Here is a 15987-nt window from a genome sequence, read left to right on the forward strand (position 1 = left end):
AGAGCTCCTTAAAGTTTCAGGTTGAACCAATAGCGCCCCTTAAGACCTTGATAATCGGGAATGTCAATAAAGTAAGGGTCTTTTCGCATAGGCCGAGCAATGGAGACGACCTTTCGACAACTATTTCCGCGATCCGAGTTACCAATGTCTCGATATTGAACATCCTTGTATTGCTGAAGTTCTTTGTTCTGTTCCCTGATCTTGTTGGTGCAGGTGTTGATTGTCTTTTCGCAGCGGTTCGACAGCATTGCGCCGCGATCACTCATATTGCTGGCTTCCTTGAAACCAGATGGACAATCCTCGTAAGGCTGATATCCGGGTTTGCCAGACTTTGCCTCGTGGCAAATGGGCCATGAGAAACCCGGTTTTGCCATGGCCTTGATCAGTTTGGTCATTGGCGGGACACAATAAGGGACGCCATGCCACGAAGGGTTTGAGGATGCTGCGCACAAAAGAACCTGGCAACCCCAAGATGGCGTGCCTCCCGTGTCTTGCGCAATTGCAGCGGATGGCGTCCCGGCGATAGTGCCAAGGCCAGCGAGTGCAAACAGAAGCTGCTTCATTTCAGGTCATCCTCATATTGTAGCGGTTGAAACCAACCCGGTAGGCAACATGTCTCGGGCGTGAAAAGGGGACCGTGTGATGAGATCTCCGGCCGCGTAGCTGCATAGGGCGATAAGTGTGAACGCAGAAAACCAGTAAATTCCAATTCGATAGACCAAGAGCTGATTTGGTATGTCGCGGCATACCGCTGGATAGGCAAAGACGCCGATCAAGAACGCATCGAACGACATTTGCCGTTGTTCGTGGAAAAACAGCGATATGGTGAGGAAAAGGGCCGCGATTATGCCGTGGACCCACCAGATTTTCGACGACGGGATGATAAGCAAAAACGATAGCAAGATGGCCAACAACAAGCAGGCCATGGGATCGCGCGCGAAATTGAGCGCAATATGAGCGATCTCCGCCAACTATCGGTCTGTCCTTCTTGGTTTTCTGCGCGCGTCGGCAAACGGGGGAGAGATCTCGCTTTTGCGCTCTACGAGCAGGTTGAAATCCGCGATTGGCTGACGATCGAGCGTTTTGTCGACTGCCTTACGCCGCCACTCGTTCATATCCAGAACGTAAGTTCCCCACATGCCATATCGCGCCGACATGGCGGCACGCTGATAGCTGAGATATTGAGGGTGGTTGAGGTAGGGTGAATCCACCCTCGCCCAACCCACGCGAAGCATTTCGAGAGCTAGGTCGCGTCCCCGTGATGTGCATCTTGCTCGTGCCATGCCTTCAGCATCATAGCCGACGACACCGCAGGAGACGGCAGACGCCCCGATCGTTCTTTTGAGCCAAGCTTTGGCAAAGGGGCCACAGGGTACAGGCGGCGGTGCTTTCGTGACGTCTCTGTTCGTCCATTTCGGATCCAGCGCCCATTGAGGCAATTCGCACGCGTCAATATCCGCGAGCCGAACTCGTTGGGCATAAGCGGGAAACCAGAGGGTCCGACCATCAATAACCGCGACACGACCCTTGAAGATTGGAAGCGGTGCCGGCTGGCCAGGTTGAACCAGTAAGCTGACAGCTGGCGCGCTTTGAAGAGAGTCAGCTGCGAATGCTGGTGTCGATGCGAGGGCAAATGACATTGCTACGATCAGATATTTCATTGTTGGGCATTCCTCGTCCGTTCGTTTGCCGATTTGCTCAACAGGATGGCAGGATGCTGAACGTCTTCGAATTGCCAGAGGCCTGCCCGCTTCTCACGAGCTTCCTGTTCGGCCACTGCGTATGCTGGATAGTAGGGAAGCCCGTCAGCCTTCAGCGCGGCAAAGGCATAGCCGCTCGTAATCAATACCGTCGCTAAATCGAGGCGATTTCCGCCGATTGTGGCATAGCAAATGACATAAGAAGTATCGGCAGTTTGCGCTACGGGAGCGCACACGGGTTTGGTGTCTTTGATATAAGCGGCGAATACGGCAAGCGACGCCTCACCGCAGTCCTTCTTGTTTCCGGTCGTATCAGTGAAAGCAGTTCCTCGAAGGCATGACTGAACACCATAGAGGCGATAGCGCTGGCCTTCTGAGACCCACGTATCGCCAGTTTCCAAAGTAACGCCCGGCTGGAGGTCGAAATATCCCTCCGGGGCTGCAAAAGCCGTCGTCGATAAAAGGACCATGCAGAGCGATAATAGGGCTGGCTTCATTGGGCCTTCACCCGCGGATCGGCCCACATACCATAGGAGCCGTCTTCTCCAATCTTCTGCGCGTTCTCCAGATCGGGACGCTCTAGCTTCCCGTCTTTCGATTTCGCAATGCGGAGCGCGCCAAGAGAGAGCAATTGCTCTTCGAGCATATCAACCGTGTCCAGGCTCCCGGGGTAATTGTAATAGCCGTAGCACGTCACATTTTGTTTGGGTGCGCTCTCTTCACTAACAAATGCCCGACAAAAGAGAACCTTCGGCGACTGCAACATGATCTGCAGCTGCTGCTTGGCGTAGTCAGTGCAAGAACCAGCAAAATCATCCTTGCGATTGACCATTTCGCCTTTGCAGGCTTCTAGCCCGTACAGATTAAGTACGGTCTTATCATCAACCCGAAATTCGGTCGGTGAAGTTGCCTTATAGCCCGAGGCGGATGCAAACCCCTTCCGAGCCGTAACTTTTCCGTCGCCGTCATAATACTCAATGACAAGCACGGTCTTCCCGGGCGATGCCAGCGACTTGATGTAGTCCTTGTTGATTGCAGGCGCGGCGATTGCGGCTGTTGCCAACATACAACTGCTCATTGCGATTGCGATGGTTCTCTTCATTTTCTAGCCCTTACCGTCTTGCTTATTCGTTATCCCTATTCATAGGGGGTTTATGATTTGCGAAAAAGCATGTATCACTTAGCCAAATTGGTATCATGCTATTATGAACTTAATCGGTTTTTGCTGCAACCTCAACAGCGCATGTGAGGTCTGCGACAGGAGCTAAAGGGCTAGAATGGAGAGGCTTTCAATCAAAGCGCTATTGTTAAGCGCCACATTGTTCATCCCGTTCGGGATTGCCGCCACTTGCGCAGAAGAAAGAGGCGCAATTGCGCCTTTCGCGCAAGATGGCGACGCCGAGGCCGCAACTCACGACGCATCCGGATCACGCTCGGATTTGACCGTATTCAACCGCCGCTGGACAAGCAAAAGCAAAGAATTTGTCGTGGGTTCCGATGGCATCGTTTCTGCGGAAAATAAAAGCGGCAATGGCACTAATACGAATAACCATATTGGCAACGTCTCCAGCGCCGTTATAGCCACTGGCTCTCTCGCTAGTATTACCAATCCGGCTATCTCTCTTCAGGATGAATCTGCCCGTTTAGGTGATTTGCGTTTTACTAAGCAGGCCGCTGTATCCACTCCCGAATGCGGCCCGTCCCCGCTATCACCAGAGGAAATCAAAACACTGGTCGAACAGGCCGCTCGCCGACATCAAGTCGATGCTCTGTTTGCTACCGCCATCACCTGGGCAGAAAGCCAGTTCGATCGTTCCCGCAATTCAGACAAAGGCGCACGCGGGCCGATGCAGCTCATGCCGGGAACCGCTGAGCGCTTCGGCGTCCGCGACGTCTGTGATCCGGCGTCAAATATTGAAGGCGGCGTTAAGTATCTCCGGGTGCTTTTGGACGAGTTCCAAAACCCCCTGCTTGTTGCCGCTGCCTATAACGCAGGCGAAGGCCGCATCTATGAGTACGGCGGCGTTCCACCTTTCAGGGAAACCGTCGGATACGTCGCAAAAGTCGTCAATTACCAGCTTGGCGTAACCATGCCAGCGCCGAAAAAGAAGCTCGTTGCGAGCGGTCGCAGATCCTCGCCGATCATGGCGAGCGAAACTCAATCCGGGGTCATTGCAGTCAAGAAAACCGGCACCTTCGTTGGTGGCGTGATGCATTTTTAAAGGAGAGAAGGATGATCAACGAACAGAATAAGGTTTGGCATATCAGCGCTTCAAAGCTGGCAGTCTGCCTTGGTTTGCTGGCTGCTGCGCAAATTGTCGGGGCGGATTTGGCGTTTGCACAGTCAGGTGGCGTTAATGGTGCCTTCGCGCCGGTTCAGACAGTATTTCAAGCTATCGTTGATTTCATTAGCGGCCCTATTGGTCGTCTGTTTGCGATCATCGCTGTTATGGCGCTCGGTTTCCTCGCATTTGCTGGCCGACTGTCCTGGTTTCTTGCGGGCGGTGTGATCCTCGGAATCGGTCTTGTTTTCGGTGCTCCATCAATCGTCGACGAGCTGATTAGCACGGTTGGAAACTAGCGATGGCTGAGTACGAGGATGTAAAGCCGCAGCTGACACCGTTGGTAATCGGGTTAACTCGATCTCCCACCATGTGGGGTGTCCCGTATATGGCAGTGGTCGTCGTTATCGGCATCACAATCATAGCATGGCTGGTCAGCAAGTCGTTCTGGACCCTGCTCCTGGCCCCGATCAGCTATGCGGTGCTGTTCTCCCTTTGCGCTTGGGACAACAAAATTCTCGATGTGCTTGAAGTCACCGCGCGCAAAACGCCTCGCACACGCAACAAGTCCTTCTGGGGAACAAATTCGTACGGACCTTAGCTAATGTTGAAAGTCGTCAGAGAAGAACTCGGATTTAGCAAGGTCGCTCATAATGAGCGGCCTATGGCTTCGCATATCCCATATCTGAGGCATATGTCGGATACAGTGATCGGCTTGGAAAACGGCGCACTCTTGTCGGTCATCAAACTCGACGGCCTCTTTTTCCAAACCGAAGATCAAGCCGAACTCAATATGCGCTCGAATGTTCAGAGTACGATCATTCGTGCGCTTGGATCGAGCCGCTTTTCTGTCTGGTCGACAGTAATACGCAGACAGGTTGACTCGGAAATCGGCGGCGCATTCGATGATGCGTTCTGCGAACAGCTGAATAACCGCTATATGAGCCAGTTACGCCATAAGCGCATGTTCGCCAATGAAATTTATTTCTCGATCGTGCGAACTCATATGCGTGGCGCACTCGGCCTCAGCGATATAGTAAGTCGTGCATTCACACGTTCTGGAGGCGCTGAGGTTCGAGATCAGCAAACGCGTGAAACCGTGACCGAACTCGAAGAGCTCGTTTCCAACATGGCGCGCGAGCTGCAGAAATATGGTGCGCGCGAGCTCGGGATAACATATTGCGATGGGGAGCCCTATTCCGAACCATGCGAGTTCATAAATACCATTATAAACTGCGGCGTGCCGCGCAAAATGCGCCTTCCCCGGATGGGCATTCGAAATTACGTCGGAACGTCACGCCTACATTTCGGTAAGCGAGCGATGCAAACGCAAGCCGCCACCGATGAGGACAATCGTTATGGCGCGATGCTCTCTATCAAAGAATATCCGCCATACACCGGTCCCGGAATGCTGGATGGACTGTTGCAGGTGAATCATGAGTTCATTCTGACGCAAAGCTTCACAATTTCCGACAAACCGATTGCGCTGGAGCGTATCACCCGGCTTCAGCGCCAGATTGCCGCGTCGGATGAGTCCGGAAGTGCAGTCGAAAGCGATATCGACTTCGCGCTTAACAGTCTCATGAATCAAGAGGCTGTTTTTGGCATTCACCACTTCTCTTTGCTTTGCCTGTCTCGCGACCTTGAAGGTTTGAGCAGAGCAGTTTCCGAGCTTGGTAGCTGCCTGACCGACATGAACATCAACTGGCTGCGCGAGGACGTGAACCTTGAAGCGTCCTTCTGGGCACAATTGCCCGGCAACCATAGCTATCGTGCGCGAAAGGCCATGCTGTCTTCGGCAAATTTCTCCGGCCTTTCATCAATGCACAATTTCGCGACCGGTCAATCGGACAATCTTCATTGGGGTTTGCCGATCACGATACTAGAGACCACCTCGCAAACCCCATACTGGTTCAACTTTCATCGTCGCGATATTGGTCACTTCCTTGTCACTGGCCCGACTGGCTCCGGTAAGACCGTCGCCCTGACATTCCTGCTGGCGCAGGCGATGCGCATCAGCCCTACCCCTAAAGCAGTCTTCTTTGACAAGGATAGAGGTGCCGAGATTTTCGTGCGTGCCATGGGGGGAGCTTACGAAGTCCTCTCGCCGGGAACACCGACGGGTTTCAATCCGCTTCAGCTGGAAAACACCGGCCCCAATCGTGATTTTCTGCTTCGCCTTTTGAAATCAATGTTGCGATCTAGCGATCAACGCGACTTCAGCCAGGAGGACGCAGACACGCTGGAACGCGCAATTGCCCGTATCATGGAAGAGCCGGCAGCTCAGCGCAACTTACCAAACCTTTCGGGCCTCTTGGTAGGCAGATCGCGGGCAGATGCGAACGACCTGGCGTCAAGGTTGCGTCCTTGGATCGATGGCGAAAAAGCATGGCTGTTCAATGCGCAGCACGATGTGCTGTCATTCTCCGGGCGTAGTGTCTTCGGTTTCGATATGACCAGCATCCTCGGCAACGAGGATATCCGAACCCCCGCACTGATGTACCTTTATCACCGTCTCGATGAGCTTCTGAACGGCGAGCCTGTCATGTTCTTCATGGACGAAGGCTGGCAGCTGCTTATGGATGAAACGTTCAGTCATTTCATCATCGATAAGATGAAAACCATCCGTAAGCTCAACGGAATTGTAGGTTTCGGAACTCAGTCGGCAGCGGATATTGCCAAAGCAAAGGCGTCTCACACCCTTATTGAGCAATCGGCCACGAATATTCATTTCCCGAACCCGCGCGCTGACGAAGAGAGCTACATCAAACGCTTTGGCCTGACGGTTAAAGAATTCAATTTCATCAAAAACACTCCGCCTGAAAAGCGCACGTTTCTCGTCAAGCACGGGAATGACTCAGTCATTGCCCGTCTGGATCTCTCGAAAATGCCTGATCTCGTCAAAGTGCTGTCGGGTCGAAAAGAGACCGTCGAAGAATGTGCTGCGCTGCGGGAACGATATGGCGATGAGCCTGAAAACTGGTTGGCTGAATTCTGCGGATGGGAGAGGAATGATGCATAAGAAAACTGCTCTATGCATATTTTTGGCGTCAGCGACCATGCCTTTGTCAGCATTGGCTGGTGGCGTTCCTGTCATTGACGGGTCGAATTTGTCCGAAAGAACGGTTCGTGATCAAAAAACGTCCGAGATCGAGAAGACGGATAAAGACCGGTTCTCCCTCAACAAGAGCGTAACATGTGCCGTCTACCGACCGGGGCGCAAGGACGATCCCGTTGCAGCCGCCAAAGCCAATCAGGAAATTTCCGGGTTGGTCAAACGAGTGGCGCGCGAAGAGGGTGTAGACGAGAATCTGTTTCTAGGGCTCGTTTATCAGGAAAGCCGCTTTAATCCATGCGCGAAATCGGGCGTGGGAGCTATCGGTTTGGCTCAGTTGATGCCTGATACCGCTAAAGAGTTGGGCGTAGATCCCCATAACATTGAACAGAACCTGCGCGGTGGTGCTCGTTATCTCAAACAGCAGCTCAAGCGCTTCAACGGCAACGCCAACCTCGCTCTTGCAGCGTACAATGCTGGCGCTGGCAACGTTAAAAAATACGGCGGCATTCCCCCGTTTAAGGAAACGCAGGGGTACGTCCGGAATATCACGCAGAAATGGACACCGGCGTTCGGCGGATCAAAGGACCTGCCCATGAACTACGGCGGTGGCGATACAGCATATTCCGGTATGCGGGATTCGACCATCAATGCGATGGCAACGACGCAGGCAACCCAGGAAAGTACCGCCAACGTCGCTTCATGGCTCACGCAGCTCGGCGGTATGCAATCCGGCACAATTCAAGACAGTTGGGATCACAACGCCGGCGCGCGAAATGCGAACCTCGAAATGGTCAACCAGGTGATTGTCCTCGGCAATTCAATGGCCGACCTGCTCAACAGCCGCAATGCAGTTTCAGCCAGTGGCATTTCTGGCGCATCACAATCGTCTGCGTCCAAGAAGAAAGACGACAAGCCCCGAGAAACGACCGGCGTTTGTGATCCCCGTACCGGCCTCGAATGGAATCCGGAAGAAAAGGCTTGCGTTCAGCAGCGTGAACGCGAGGCGAACATCAAACTTAACCTCGATCCTCAATAAGGGAGATTATTATGAAACGACTGATCATTTCGGCGTCAGCGATTGCCGTAGCTTCGGCATCGTTCGCTCCCACGGCGGCTTATGCAGGTGGTGTCCCGGTCATCGATGCTGCCAATTATGAAGTGGCAAAACAAACCTCCGTCACGACTGACAAAATCCTCGGGACAAACAAGGAAATCCTGACAACGGTCGAGGAGACATTGAAGGCCGTTACCGGTGATCGCGGCGGCGATGCCAACCAGATGCAAAACCTGGCCGTCGGAAATGGCTTCAGCGTATCGTCAATGCCCTCTTTTGACAGCCTTATGTCCGGCGGAGTGCCAAATTTTGGTAGCATGGGCGGTGACATCGCCAAAGTGGCATCCACTTTCATCAACGGGCTTCAGCTCGTTAAGAACTTGTCGGGACAAGCAAATAGCAGCTTCAGTGGAGACAAGTCATATGAACAGATGGTCAACACTGTGCTTGGTGTCGCCGCACTCGTAAATGGCTCGCAACAGGCGGTAACGACGCGCCGAAGCGCTTTTGAACAGGCCGGGCAGAGTATCGGTCAGGCAAAGGACATTAAAGGTTCCATCGACCAGAACACGCAGCTGCAAGTCCAAGCAGGGCTGACCATCAATGAACTGATCGGCGTCATGAACGGTGCCGTGTCGTCGTTGCAGACTGATAATCAGCGCCGCCTCACCGACATTTCCAATTCCAAGAAGGTGTTGACGTACAGTGCAAACTAATATCGCAAACATCTTCCTGAAGTTCTTTATCCTCACCGCCATCGCAGCCGGTGTTGCCGGCTGCGGAACGGTCAAGGAAAAGACTGCTCCGTGCAAACGTCCAGCAAATCTCACGTCTTTTGCCGAAGACATTCGGCACGACTGCGGACCTATGGCCTTTATCAATGGCGATCCAGCGACCGCCATTGCTGCAATCAATTCGATAGCGTCGGAATAGTCGGGGGCCGCTATGCATGATTTCTTGAGCGATCTTTTGGAGAGAATTGATAAGTCCGGCGAGAATTTTTCTTCGCAGGCTTACAATATTATCGGCTCTGAAATCACGCCGCTGCTCAAGGTGATGTTCGTCGCCTATGTTGGATATTACGGTATCCAAGTAATAATGGGGACTTCGCGTATCAGCGTGGCCGAAATTGTTACTCGCGTATTCCGCATGGTCTTCATTCTGGCATTGATCAGCAACTGGGGTTACTTCAACGATTTTTTCTACAAGTGGCTGAACAATACTCCTGAAGATGTTGGTCGCGCTATCTTGACGGCCACCAAAACAGGAATTACCGAACCGACAAACGGTCTTTCCATGATTTGGCAGACCGCCAATCAGGCAGCTTCGGCCTTTGCTGAGCAGTCAGGCTATTTTACCATTTTGCCGTCGATGATCGGCTTTCTCATAATGGCCTGCGTGGCAATCTTTATCGCCGTTGCTCTCGCAATACTCGTTCTTGCGAAGGTGATGTTATGGGTACTGATCGGAACCGCACCCATCTTCATCGCCTGCATGTTGTTTGAACAATCGCGCAGTCTCGGGCAGGCGTGGTTCCAACAAGTTCTTCTATATGCACTGATCCCGTTATTCGTATTTGTCGTCGCCGCCTTCCTTATCGCTGCAATGGACCCTGAACTGACGAAGGTATCCGCTGCCGCCACGGAGCGACGCCTTACACTCAGTGATATTTCAGCCTTCCTTCTGCTTTGTTTTGCCGGGGCATTTGTCCTTTTGAACATCCAGGTCCTCGCTCAGGGCATTGCAGGAGGATTGGCCGTTGGTATCGGCGCCGCCGCAACACGGCTTGTTCGCATGACCGGTGTCACCGCTCCAATGCAGATTGCGCGAGCTGGCTTCAAGGGGATCGGTGCGAGCTATCGCGGCGGAAGGTCGCTTTACAATCGTTTTGGCGGTGGCGGCGGTGGTGGTTCGATTTCCCCGACAAGCCAGGGCGCAAAAGAAGCAATGCAAAACCGAATAAGCAGCAACAGCCTGCCTCGCTGATGCTGCAGGTTCATAAGAGGTAAAGGGCTAGATCATGACTGATTCCAAAGAAGCTGCATTGAGAAGTTATTTTCAGGACGGTGATCGTTGGGAGAACGAAATCGTCCGGAAAGCAAAACGTTCAAAGGCCGTGGCATGGTTCGTAACCATCATATTCGGGCTCGTCGCGCTTTTCGCGTTGCTCGCGCTCGTTATGCTGGTTCCGTTAAAGTCGTTCGAGCCTGTGATTGTCGTCGTAGACAAGGCTACGGGCTACATCGAAACCAAAAGCGGGCTGACAAAAGCGCAAAATCTGACGGATTCACGCGCAATTACCCAAGCCAACGTCGTTCGGTATATTAGGACACGTGAAGGCTACGATCCTTACGCGATTGATACAAACTTCGGCACGGCAGCACTGTTATCGACAGGTGATGCCGCTCGCGAATTGCAGGAACAATACAGCGCTGCCAACCCGAAGAACCCGGCCAAGGTATACGGGAAAAACAAGCGGGTGCTTGTCGATGTGAAGTCTGTCACGTTCCCCAACGATTCCACCGCTCTTGTCCGTTTTTCAACGACTGAAAAGTCCGATACCGATGCGATCACCAGACACTATATTGCAGTCGTGCGCTATCGCTATACGGACGAACCAGCCACGAACGAATGGCGGTTTGAAAATCCTCTCGGCTTCCAGGTTTACAATTACAGGCGGGATCAGGAAACCGTCACGGAAGGGAGCAAGGGATGAGAAACCGCTTCCTTCTTGCGGCGGCGTTCTCGACCGTCCTCATTTCGCATGCCCACGCTGCCCAGACGCCTAGGGCTGGCTCGCTGGATTCACGTGTGACCAGTGTCGTCTATCAGCCCAACAATGTCGTCAAAATCTCTGCGACGTACGGCATATCGACAATGATCATCTTCGATGAGGATGAAAAGTTTGAGACCATTTCGCTTGGCGACACAGAGAGCTGGCAGGTTGCTCCAACCGAAAAAGGAAACATCCTCTTCGTTAAGCCGACGGCCAAGAATGTCGTCACCAACATGAACGTTGTCACGACCAAGCGCATCTATTTTCTGGAGCTGCACGACTACGCACCAGATGCTGGCAAGAAGGTCTTTGGCGTGCGCTTCATCTATCCTGAAAAGGATCTGAATGCAGCGATGCGCAAAGAGGCCGAATATCGTGCTGCCAATCCGAATATTTCCAAGATCGATAAGGCTAATGTCAACATCGACTATTCCTTTACCGGAGATACGAAACTGAAGCCGTCGATGGTCTTCGATGACGGCAAGAAGACCTTCTTCAAATTCACCGGTCGGACACCTGCAATTTTCGCAGTAAACAGTGATTTTTCCGAGACATTGCGAAACTTCCGCAAGGAAGGCGAATATCTGGTCGTAGATGGAACGGCAAGACAATACACCCTCCGCGATGGTAATCAGTGGATCTGCATCTTCAATCTTAGAAAGCCGGATTTTGGCGCACCCGATCCTGACATCATGGGTCCCGCACCTGATCATGCGGCAACCAAGAGAAGAAGGAGCGGCAACTGATGAAACAGTCTCCCGAATTGGAAGCACTGGCGGCGGCTGATGACTCCGGTGTCAGCAACAAGAATGCAAAGCGGAACCAAACGGCTGCGATGGCCGTATTTCTGCTGGCCGGTGTAGCTATGGCTTATTTTGTTCTCAAACAGCCCTCGGAGAAGCCGCGCGATCTCGTGCGCAGTGACGAGGAGTTTAGCACGACGTCGTTCAGACCGCCGTCTTTCGTGCGCGATCAGGATCAGCCCCCTGCCGCACCCGAGCCAAATATCATCAACATTCCACCGCCTCCACCGCCACCAGAGCCGGAGCAAGTCGACACCACGACATTTAATGTTCCTCCCCCTCCTCCCCCGACGGTCGCTGTGAACGAACCCGCTCAGGCATCCGCGCCGGAAATTGTTGAAGAATTTCCAGACCGGTTCAAATCGAAGCTGATTCAGATGGATCAAGCGAGATCTGGCGGAGCGAATGGCGGTCTTGGTGGCGATAGTGGCGAGGGAACACCGACTGTTGCTGGTGAAGACAGAAACAGCAAGTTTCTGGCGACGGCCTCGGCAATGGCCGACCGAAATGCCAAGGCTACGAAAATCAAGCGTATCGACGCGGTTGTGCCGGAAGGAACGATGATACCCGGTATTCTCGAAACCTCGATTGTAAGCGATCTGCCAGGCCAGGTTCGCGCCATTACGTCAGAGGACGTCTACAGTTTTGATGGTCGTCGCATTTTGATTCCGACCGGCACTCGACTCATAGGTGAATATCAAAGCGACGTAATGACAGGCCAGACCCGCGTTTTTGTTGTCTGGACCCGCTTACTGCGTGATGATGGTGTAAGCGTGCGCCTGAACTCCGTTGGAACTGACAGCTTGGGTCGTTCGGGTCTCACCGGCATCGTCGATAAAAAATGGCGTGAACGGTTCGGTGCCTCCATCATGTTGTCCGTAGTCGGCGCCGGTGCAAGCTATCTGACAGGTTTTGGTAGCGGTGAAGCCTTCGGTCGTAACAATGATGATGCGAAACGCGGAGAAGAACTAGCCCGCCAGACGATCGCCGACACTTTCTCTCAAATGGCAAATACCGCTCTGAGCGAGAACTTGCGCATCAAACCGACAATCAGCGTCCATCAAGGCGAACGCATTTTCATATTCGTGCGTCAGTACCTCGATTTCTCAGAGCTGTACGACGATCCCGTAACAGAGGCGATGAAGGAAATTCAACGTGAACGCAGGGATAAGTAGAGCGACAACGACCATACAAAGCAGATATTACTTTCTGGATCGGGCACTTGAGCCACTGCGGCCATTTCTCAACGATCCAAAGGTCGTTGAAATCTCGGTCAATAAACCAGGTCATGTCTATGTTGAGCGACTTGGTGCTGATCATATGGAGTTACATGAGGTTCATGCACTCTCAGCAGTTGAGATTCAGAATATCGGTGAACGCGTCGCCGGAGCAACCGACCAGTTCATCAGTAAATCCGCGCCCATCTTAAGCGCTGCGTTACCAACTGGTGAGCGTATTCAGATCGTTCTTCCACCCGCTTCACCGGAGGGCGGATCCATATCGATCCGCAAGCAGGTCTTTAGCAATTTTAGCTTGGAGGAATACAGAGATAGCGGTTCACTGGATAAAGTTTCTGTTGCTGTTGGCGGACTGAGCGACATTGATCGTGTGCTCATCGAATATCTGAAGCAGAACAGAATTTTCGATTTCATCAACACAGCAATCACGCAACGAGTGTCGATGCTGATCAGCGGCGGCACATCATCGGGGAAGACAACCTTTCTGAATGCCTGCCTGAAATCGGTCCATCCGAAGGAACGGATTATCACGCTGGAAGACACCCGCGAACTGTTTCCCATCCAAGAAAACCGCGTTCATCTGGTAGCTTCGAAAGGCGGGCAGGGCACCGCTGACGTCACAATTCAGCACTTGCTTGAATCATCGCTTCGTATGCGGCCTGATCGTCTATTCGTTGGCGAGATACGCGGCGCTGAAGCTTTTGCATTTCTTCGCGCCATTAATACTGGTCATCCGGGTTCTATGTCGACGATTCATGCCGATACGCCGCAAGGTGCCTATGAACAGCTCGCCATGATGATGCAACAAGCGGGGCTATCTGGCGGATACTCGAAGCATGATCTCATGTCGTATATCCGGATGGTCATCCCCATCGTCATCCAGTTGCGTCGCGACGGCGGAAAACGTGGCGTATCGGAGATATTTTTTGCACGAAATGAGGAGCCATGAGCAAGGGTTACAAAGCGGTCTATCTGACATTTTGTGCCGGCATAGCCTTCCTTGTCTGGACCTTAGCTTATGGGGTCGTACTCGGGGTAGTCTATAAAGACAGCCGAATTTTGAATATCACCATCACCGAAAATCCTTTTGCGCCGCTTCAGCAAGTCTGGGCCTACGCGTCCAACTCAACTCTGCAACGAGTTGCCATCGGTGCCTTTTTACCTGCCATCGCCGCCGCCGTATTTGCGGGCCATCTCGGTCTTAAGGCTCACGAAAATCCCTTAGGGGATGCTGCTTTTCAGGACGTCATGGGCCTTCGTCGCGGCAAGTGGTTCCGAAAGACAGGGCACATATTCGGGCGGTTCGGCCGCAATGTGCTGCGAGCGGCAGACAGTCGCCATCATCTGATTATCGGTCCTACACGATCGGGTAAGGGAGCGGGCTATGTCATTCCAAACGCCCTCATGCATGAAGGTTCAATGATCGTATCCGACTTGAAGGGCGAAATTTTCAAGGCGACAGCCGGATATCGCAAGAAGAATGGCAGTCAGGTCTTCCTCTTTGCTCCCGGCTCGGAGAGGACAAATCGTTATAATCCTCTAGATTTTGTGCGACCCGAGCGCGGCAATCGCACAACGGATATTCAGAATATCGCCAGCATTCTGGTTCCCGAAAATGTTGGCTCTGAAAACTCAGTTTGGCAGGGCTTGGCTCAACAGGTCGTAGCCGGAATTATAAGCTATGTTCTGGAGAGCCCCTATTATCACGGACGGCGCAACCTCGGCGAAGTCGTTTCCTTCGTGAACAGTGGCGTTGATCTTCAGGCGCAGATCAAGTTCATCAAGGAAAAAGAGCCGAACCTTTCAAAATATACGGTCGAAAGCTTTAACGCATTTCTTGCATTGTCAGAGCGGGCGGCGGCATCCGCGCTGCTGGATATCCAGAACGCGCTTAGACCCTTCCGAAATGAACGTATTGTAGCCGCGACAGAAGTAACCGACATGGATATCGCCGCCATGAAACGGCGGCCTATCTCTATTTATTTAGCACCTAATATTACCGACATTACAATCTTGCGCCCACTTCTCACTTTGTTCGTGCAGCAAGTCACGAATATTCTGACACTCGAACACGATCCCAATTCGCTTCCTGTCTATTTTTTGCTGGATGAATTTCGGCAGCTTAAAAAGATGGATGAGATTATGACGAAGCTTCCCTATGTGGCTGGTTATAATATCAAGCTTGCTATCATCATTCAGGATCTCAAGAATCTCGACGAGATTTATGGCGAGACTTCGCGTCACTCCCTTCTCGGCAACTGTGGTTATCAGCTGGTGCTAGGTGCCAACGACCAGGCGACAGCGGAATATGCATCCCGGGCACTCGGAAAAAGAACCATCCGCTACAAGTCGGAATCCCGTACCATTGAAATTCTCGGTTTACCTCGGCGCACAAAAGTTGAGCAAATCCGGGAACGCGATTTGATGATGCCGCAAGAAGTGCGGCAAATGCCAGAAAGTAAGATGATCTTGCTCGTCGAAGGTCAACGACCGATCTATGGCGACAAGCTGCGATTTTTCAACACCCAACCCTTCAAATCTGCTGAAGCTTATTCGCAATCGCACGTTCCTGATGTGCCGACGATTGAATATTTGCCCCATAGGCCGGTTCCAGCACTCACGAGCGAATACGCGCAAGACGGGCAACGGGCCGCTGAGCAGACAATTAGCCCCCTGCCCTACAGTCCTCAGTCAGATGAGAAAACTCGGCCGAAAGCCAGCATAACCGCCTCCCCGTCGATTCCTGAATCTGGTGACGGGAACCAAGAAAATACCAGGACGGTCAATCTGAACGTCAAATTGCCATCAACTGGCATAGACAAGAAATCAGCAATCCCACCGGGTTATATCGATGATCGGATAGAAGAAGTCGAAGCGAAACTTAAACCGAGCGCAGAACGATTATTGAAGGCTGTCAACGAGAAAGTTGATGCTTCTGGCACATCCCCTCGAAAGCGGAAAAGTTATCTCGACATATTCAACGCTACTGTCCCGGACCCAGAGGATATTGGGCTGATGACCATTTCCAACTAGCCCGTGAACCCATAAACGCGAACGACTGAGATGGGGTGGCTTT

The 15987-nt window shown here is 52.5% G+C and carries 18 protein-coding genes; 13 read left to right on the forward strand and 5 right to left on the reverse strand.

Going from position 1 to position 15987, the window contains the following annotated elements:
• Positions 1–8: 8 nt before the first annotated feature.
• The 5 genes from F9K94_RS23665 to F9K94_RS23685 are packed head-to-tail and all read right to left on the reverse strand — an operon-like array spanning position 9 to position 2802.
• Positions 9–563 (reverse strand): hypothetical protein, encoded by a 555-nt coding sequence (locus tag F9K94_RS23665; protein ID WP_151610607.1) that lies wholly within the window; start codon positions 561–563, stop codon positions 9–11.
• 12 nt (positions 564–575) lie between these two features.
• Positions 576–971 carry a hypothetical protein gene (locus tag F9K94_RS23670; RefSeq protein WP_151610606.1) on the reverse strand — a complete coding sequence of 132 codons (396 nt, stop codon included), beginning with the start codon at positions 969–971 and terminating at the stop codon, positions 576–578.
• Positions 972–1661: a thermonuclease family protein gene (locus F9K94_RS23675; protein WP_151610605.1), complete on the reverse strand. Its 690-nt coding sequence runs from the start codon at positions 1659–1661 to the stop codon at positions 972–974.
• Positions 1658–2197, reverse strand: coding sequence for a thermonuclease family protein (locus tag F9K94_RS23680; protein WP_151610604.1), 540 nt, complete (start codon positions 2195–2197; stop codon positions 1658–1660). Before F9K94_RS23680 ends, F9K94_RS23675 begins: the two co-directional genes overlap by 4 nt.
• On the reverse strand, positions 2194–2802 hold the full coding sequence (locus F9K94_RS23685) for a hypothetical protein (protein ID WP_151649004.1): 609 nt from the start codon (positions 2800–2802) through the stop codon (positions 2194–2196). The genes F9K94_RS23680 and F9K94_RS23685 overlap by 4 nt, the downstream gene beginning before the upstream one ends.
• A gap of 175 nt (positions 2803–2977) precedes the next feature.
• On the opposite strand from F9K94_RS23685, the gene F9K94_RS23690 reads away from it, so the two are divergent.
• From F9K94_RS23690 to F9K94_RS23750, 13 genes are read left to right on the forward strand one after another with little or no spacing between them, the layout of a single operon-like run.
• Positions 2978–3922: a lytic transglycosylase domain-containing protein gene (locus tag F9K94_RS23690; RefSeq protein WP_151610603.1), complete on the forward strand. Its 945-nt coding sequence runs from the start codon at positions 2978–2980 to the stop codon at positions 3920–3922.
• An 11-nt stretch (positions 3923–3933) separates the two neighbouring features.
• Positions 3934–4281: a TrbC/VirB2 family protein gene (locus F9K94_RS23695; protein ID WP_105545309.1), complete on the forward strand. Its 348-nt coding sequence runs from the start codon at positions 3934–3936 to the stop codon at positions 4279–4281.
• A gap of 2 nt (positions 4282–4283) precedes the next feature.
• Positions 4284–4583 (forward strand): type IV secretion system protein VirB3, encoded by a 300-nt coding sequence (locus F9K94_RS23700; RefSeq protein WP_094544258.1) that lies wholly within the window; start codon positions 4284–4286, stop codon positions 4581–4583.
• Positions 4584–4586: 3 nt separating this feature from the next.
• Positions 4587–7004, forward strand: coding sequence for a VirB4 family type IV secretion/conjugal transfer ATPase (locus F9K94_RS23705; RefSeq protein WP_151610602.1), 2418 nt, complete (start codon positions 4587–4589; stop codon positions 7002–7004).
• The gene (locus F9K94_RS23710; protein ID WP_373418774.1) at positions 6997–8076 is read left to right on the forward strand and encodes a lytic transglycosylase domain-containing protein; all 1080 of its coding nucleotides are present in this window, start codon (positions 6997–6999) and stop codon (positions 8074–8076) included. Before F9K94_RS23705 ends, F9K94_RS23710 begins: the two co-directional genes overlap by 8 nt.
• Positions 8077–8087: 11 nt before the next feature.
• Positions 8088–8810, forward strand: coding sequence for a type IV secretion system protein (locus F9K94_RS23715; protein WP_151610600.1), 723 nt, complete (start codon positions 8088–8090; stop codon positions 8808–8810).
• A complete protein-coding gene (locus F9K94_RS23720; RefSeq protein WP_231771635.1) occupies positions 8800–9027 on the forward strand; it encodes a hypothetical protein in 228 nt (75 codons plus the stop codon). Before F9K94_RS23715 ends, F9K94_RS23720 begins: the two co-directional genes overlap by 11 nt.
• Positions 9028–9039: 12 nt before the next feature.
• Positions 9040–10080 (forward strand): type IV secretion system protein, encoded by a 1041-nt coding sequence (locus F9K94_RS23725; RefSeq protein ID WP_151610599.1) that lies wholly within the window; start codon positions 9040–9042, stop codon positions 10078–10080.
• 34 nt (positions 10081–10114) lie between these two features.
• Positions 10115–10810: a virB8 family protein gene (locus tag F9K94_RS23730; protein WP_151610598.1), complete on the forward strand. Its 696-nt coding sequence runs from the start codon at positions 10115–10117 to the stop codon at positions 10808–10810.
• Positions 10807–11616, forward strand: a complete 810-nt coding sequence (gene virB9 / locus F9K94_RS23735; RefSeq protein WP_151610597.1) for a P-type conjugative transfer protein VirB9 — start codon at positions 10807–10809, stop codon at positions 11614–11616. Before F9K94_RS23730 ends, virB9 begins: the two co-directional genes overlap by 4 nt.
• Positions 11616–12848, forward strand: a complete 1233-nt coding sequence (gene virB10, locus F9K94_RS23740; protein WP_151610596.1) for a type IV secretion system protein VirB10 — start codon at positions 11616–11618, stop codon at positions 12846–12848. The genes virB9 and virB10 overlap by 1 nt, the downstream gene beginning before the upstream one ends.
• Positions 12829–13860: a P-type DNA transfer ATPase VirB11 gene (virB11, locus tag F9K94_RS23745; protein ID WP_151610595.1), complete on the forward strand. Its 1032-nt coding sequence runs from the start codon at positions 12829–12831 to the stop codon at positions 13858–13860. The genes virB10 and virB11 overlap by 20 nt, the downstream gene beginning before the upstream one ends.
• On the forward strand, positions 13857–15944 hold the full coding sequence (locus F9K94_RS23750; protein ID WP_151610594.1) for a type IV secretory system conjugative DNA transfer family protein: 2088 nt from the start codon (positions 13857–13859) through the stop codon (positions 15942–15944). The genes virB11 and F9K94_RS23750 overlap by 4 nt, the downstream gene beginning before the upstream one ends.
• The last annotated feature ends 43 nt before the right edge of the window (positions 15945–15987 follow it).

The organism is Brucella tritici (assembly GCF_008932285.1).
Classification (GTDB): Bacteria; Pseudomonadota; Alphaproteobacteria; order Rhizobiales; family Rhizobiaceae; genus Brucella; species Brucella tritici.

Bases quoted from the DNA above. Each gene is read 5' to 3' on its own strand.
- F9K94_RS23665 (WP_151610607.1), bottom strand. From the start codon at position 563: ATGAAGCAGCTTCTGTTTGCACTCGCTGGCCTTGGCACTATCGCCGGG.
- F9K94_RS23675 (WP_151610605.1), bottom strand. From the start codon at position 1,661: ATGAAATATCTGATCGTAGCAATGTCATTTGCCCTCGCATCGACACCA.
- F9K94_RS23680 (WP_151610604.1), bottom strand. From the start codon at position 2,197: ATGAAGCCAGCCCTATTATCGCTCTGCATGGTCCTTTTATCGACGACG.
- F9K94_RS23685 (WP_151649004.1), bottom strand. From the start codon at position 2,802: ATGAAGAGAACCATCGCAATCGCAATGAGCAGTTGTATGTTGGCAACA.
- F9K94_RS23690 (WP_151610603.1), top strand. From the start codon at position 2,978: ATGGAGAGGCTTTCAATCAAAGCGCTATTGTTAAGCGCCACATTGTTC.
- F9K94_RS23695 (WP_105545309.1), top strand. From the start codon at position 3,934: ATGATCAACGAACAGAATAAGGTTTGGCATATCAGCGCTTCAAAGCTG.
- F9K94_RS23700 (WP_094544258.1), top strand. From the start codon at position 4,284: ATGGCTGAGTACGAGGATGTAAAGCCGCAGCTGACACCGTTGGTAATC.
- F9K94_RS23705 (WP_151610602.1), top strand. From the start codon at position 4,587: ATGTTGAAAGTCGTCAGAGAAGAACTCGGATTTAGCAAGGTCGCTCAT.
- F9K94_RS23710 (WP_373418774.1), top strand. From the start codon at position 6,997: ATGCATAAGAAAACTGCTCTATGCATATTTTTGGCGTCAGCGACCATG.
- F9K94_RS23715 (WP_151610600.1), top strand. From the start codon at position 8,088: ATGAAACGACTGATCATTTCGGCGTCAGCGATTGCCGTAGCTTCGGCA.
- F9K94_RS23725 (WP_151610599.1), top strand. From the start codon at position 9,040: ATGCATGATTTCTTGAGCGATCTTTTGGAGAGAATTGATAAGTCCGGC.
- F9K94_RS23730 (WP_151610598.1), top strand. From the start codon at position 10,115: ATGACTGATTCCAAAGAAGCTGCATTGAGAAGTTATTTTCAGGACGGT.
- virB9 (WP_151610597.1), top strand. From the start codon at position 10,807: ATGAGAAACCGCTTCCTTCTTGCGGCGGCGTTCTCGACCGTCCTCATT.
- virB10 (WP_151610596.1), top strand. From the start codon at position 11,616: ATGAAACAGTCTCCCGAATTGGAAGCACTGGCGGCGGCTGATGACTCC.
- F9K94_RS23750 (WP_151610594.1), top strand. From the start codon at position 13,857: ATGAGCAAGGGTTACAAAGCGGTCTATCTGACATTTTGTGCCGGCATA.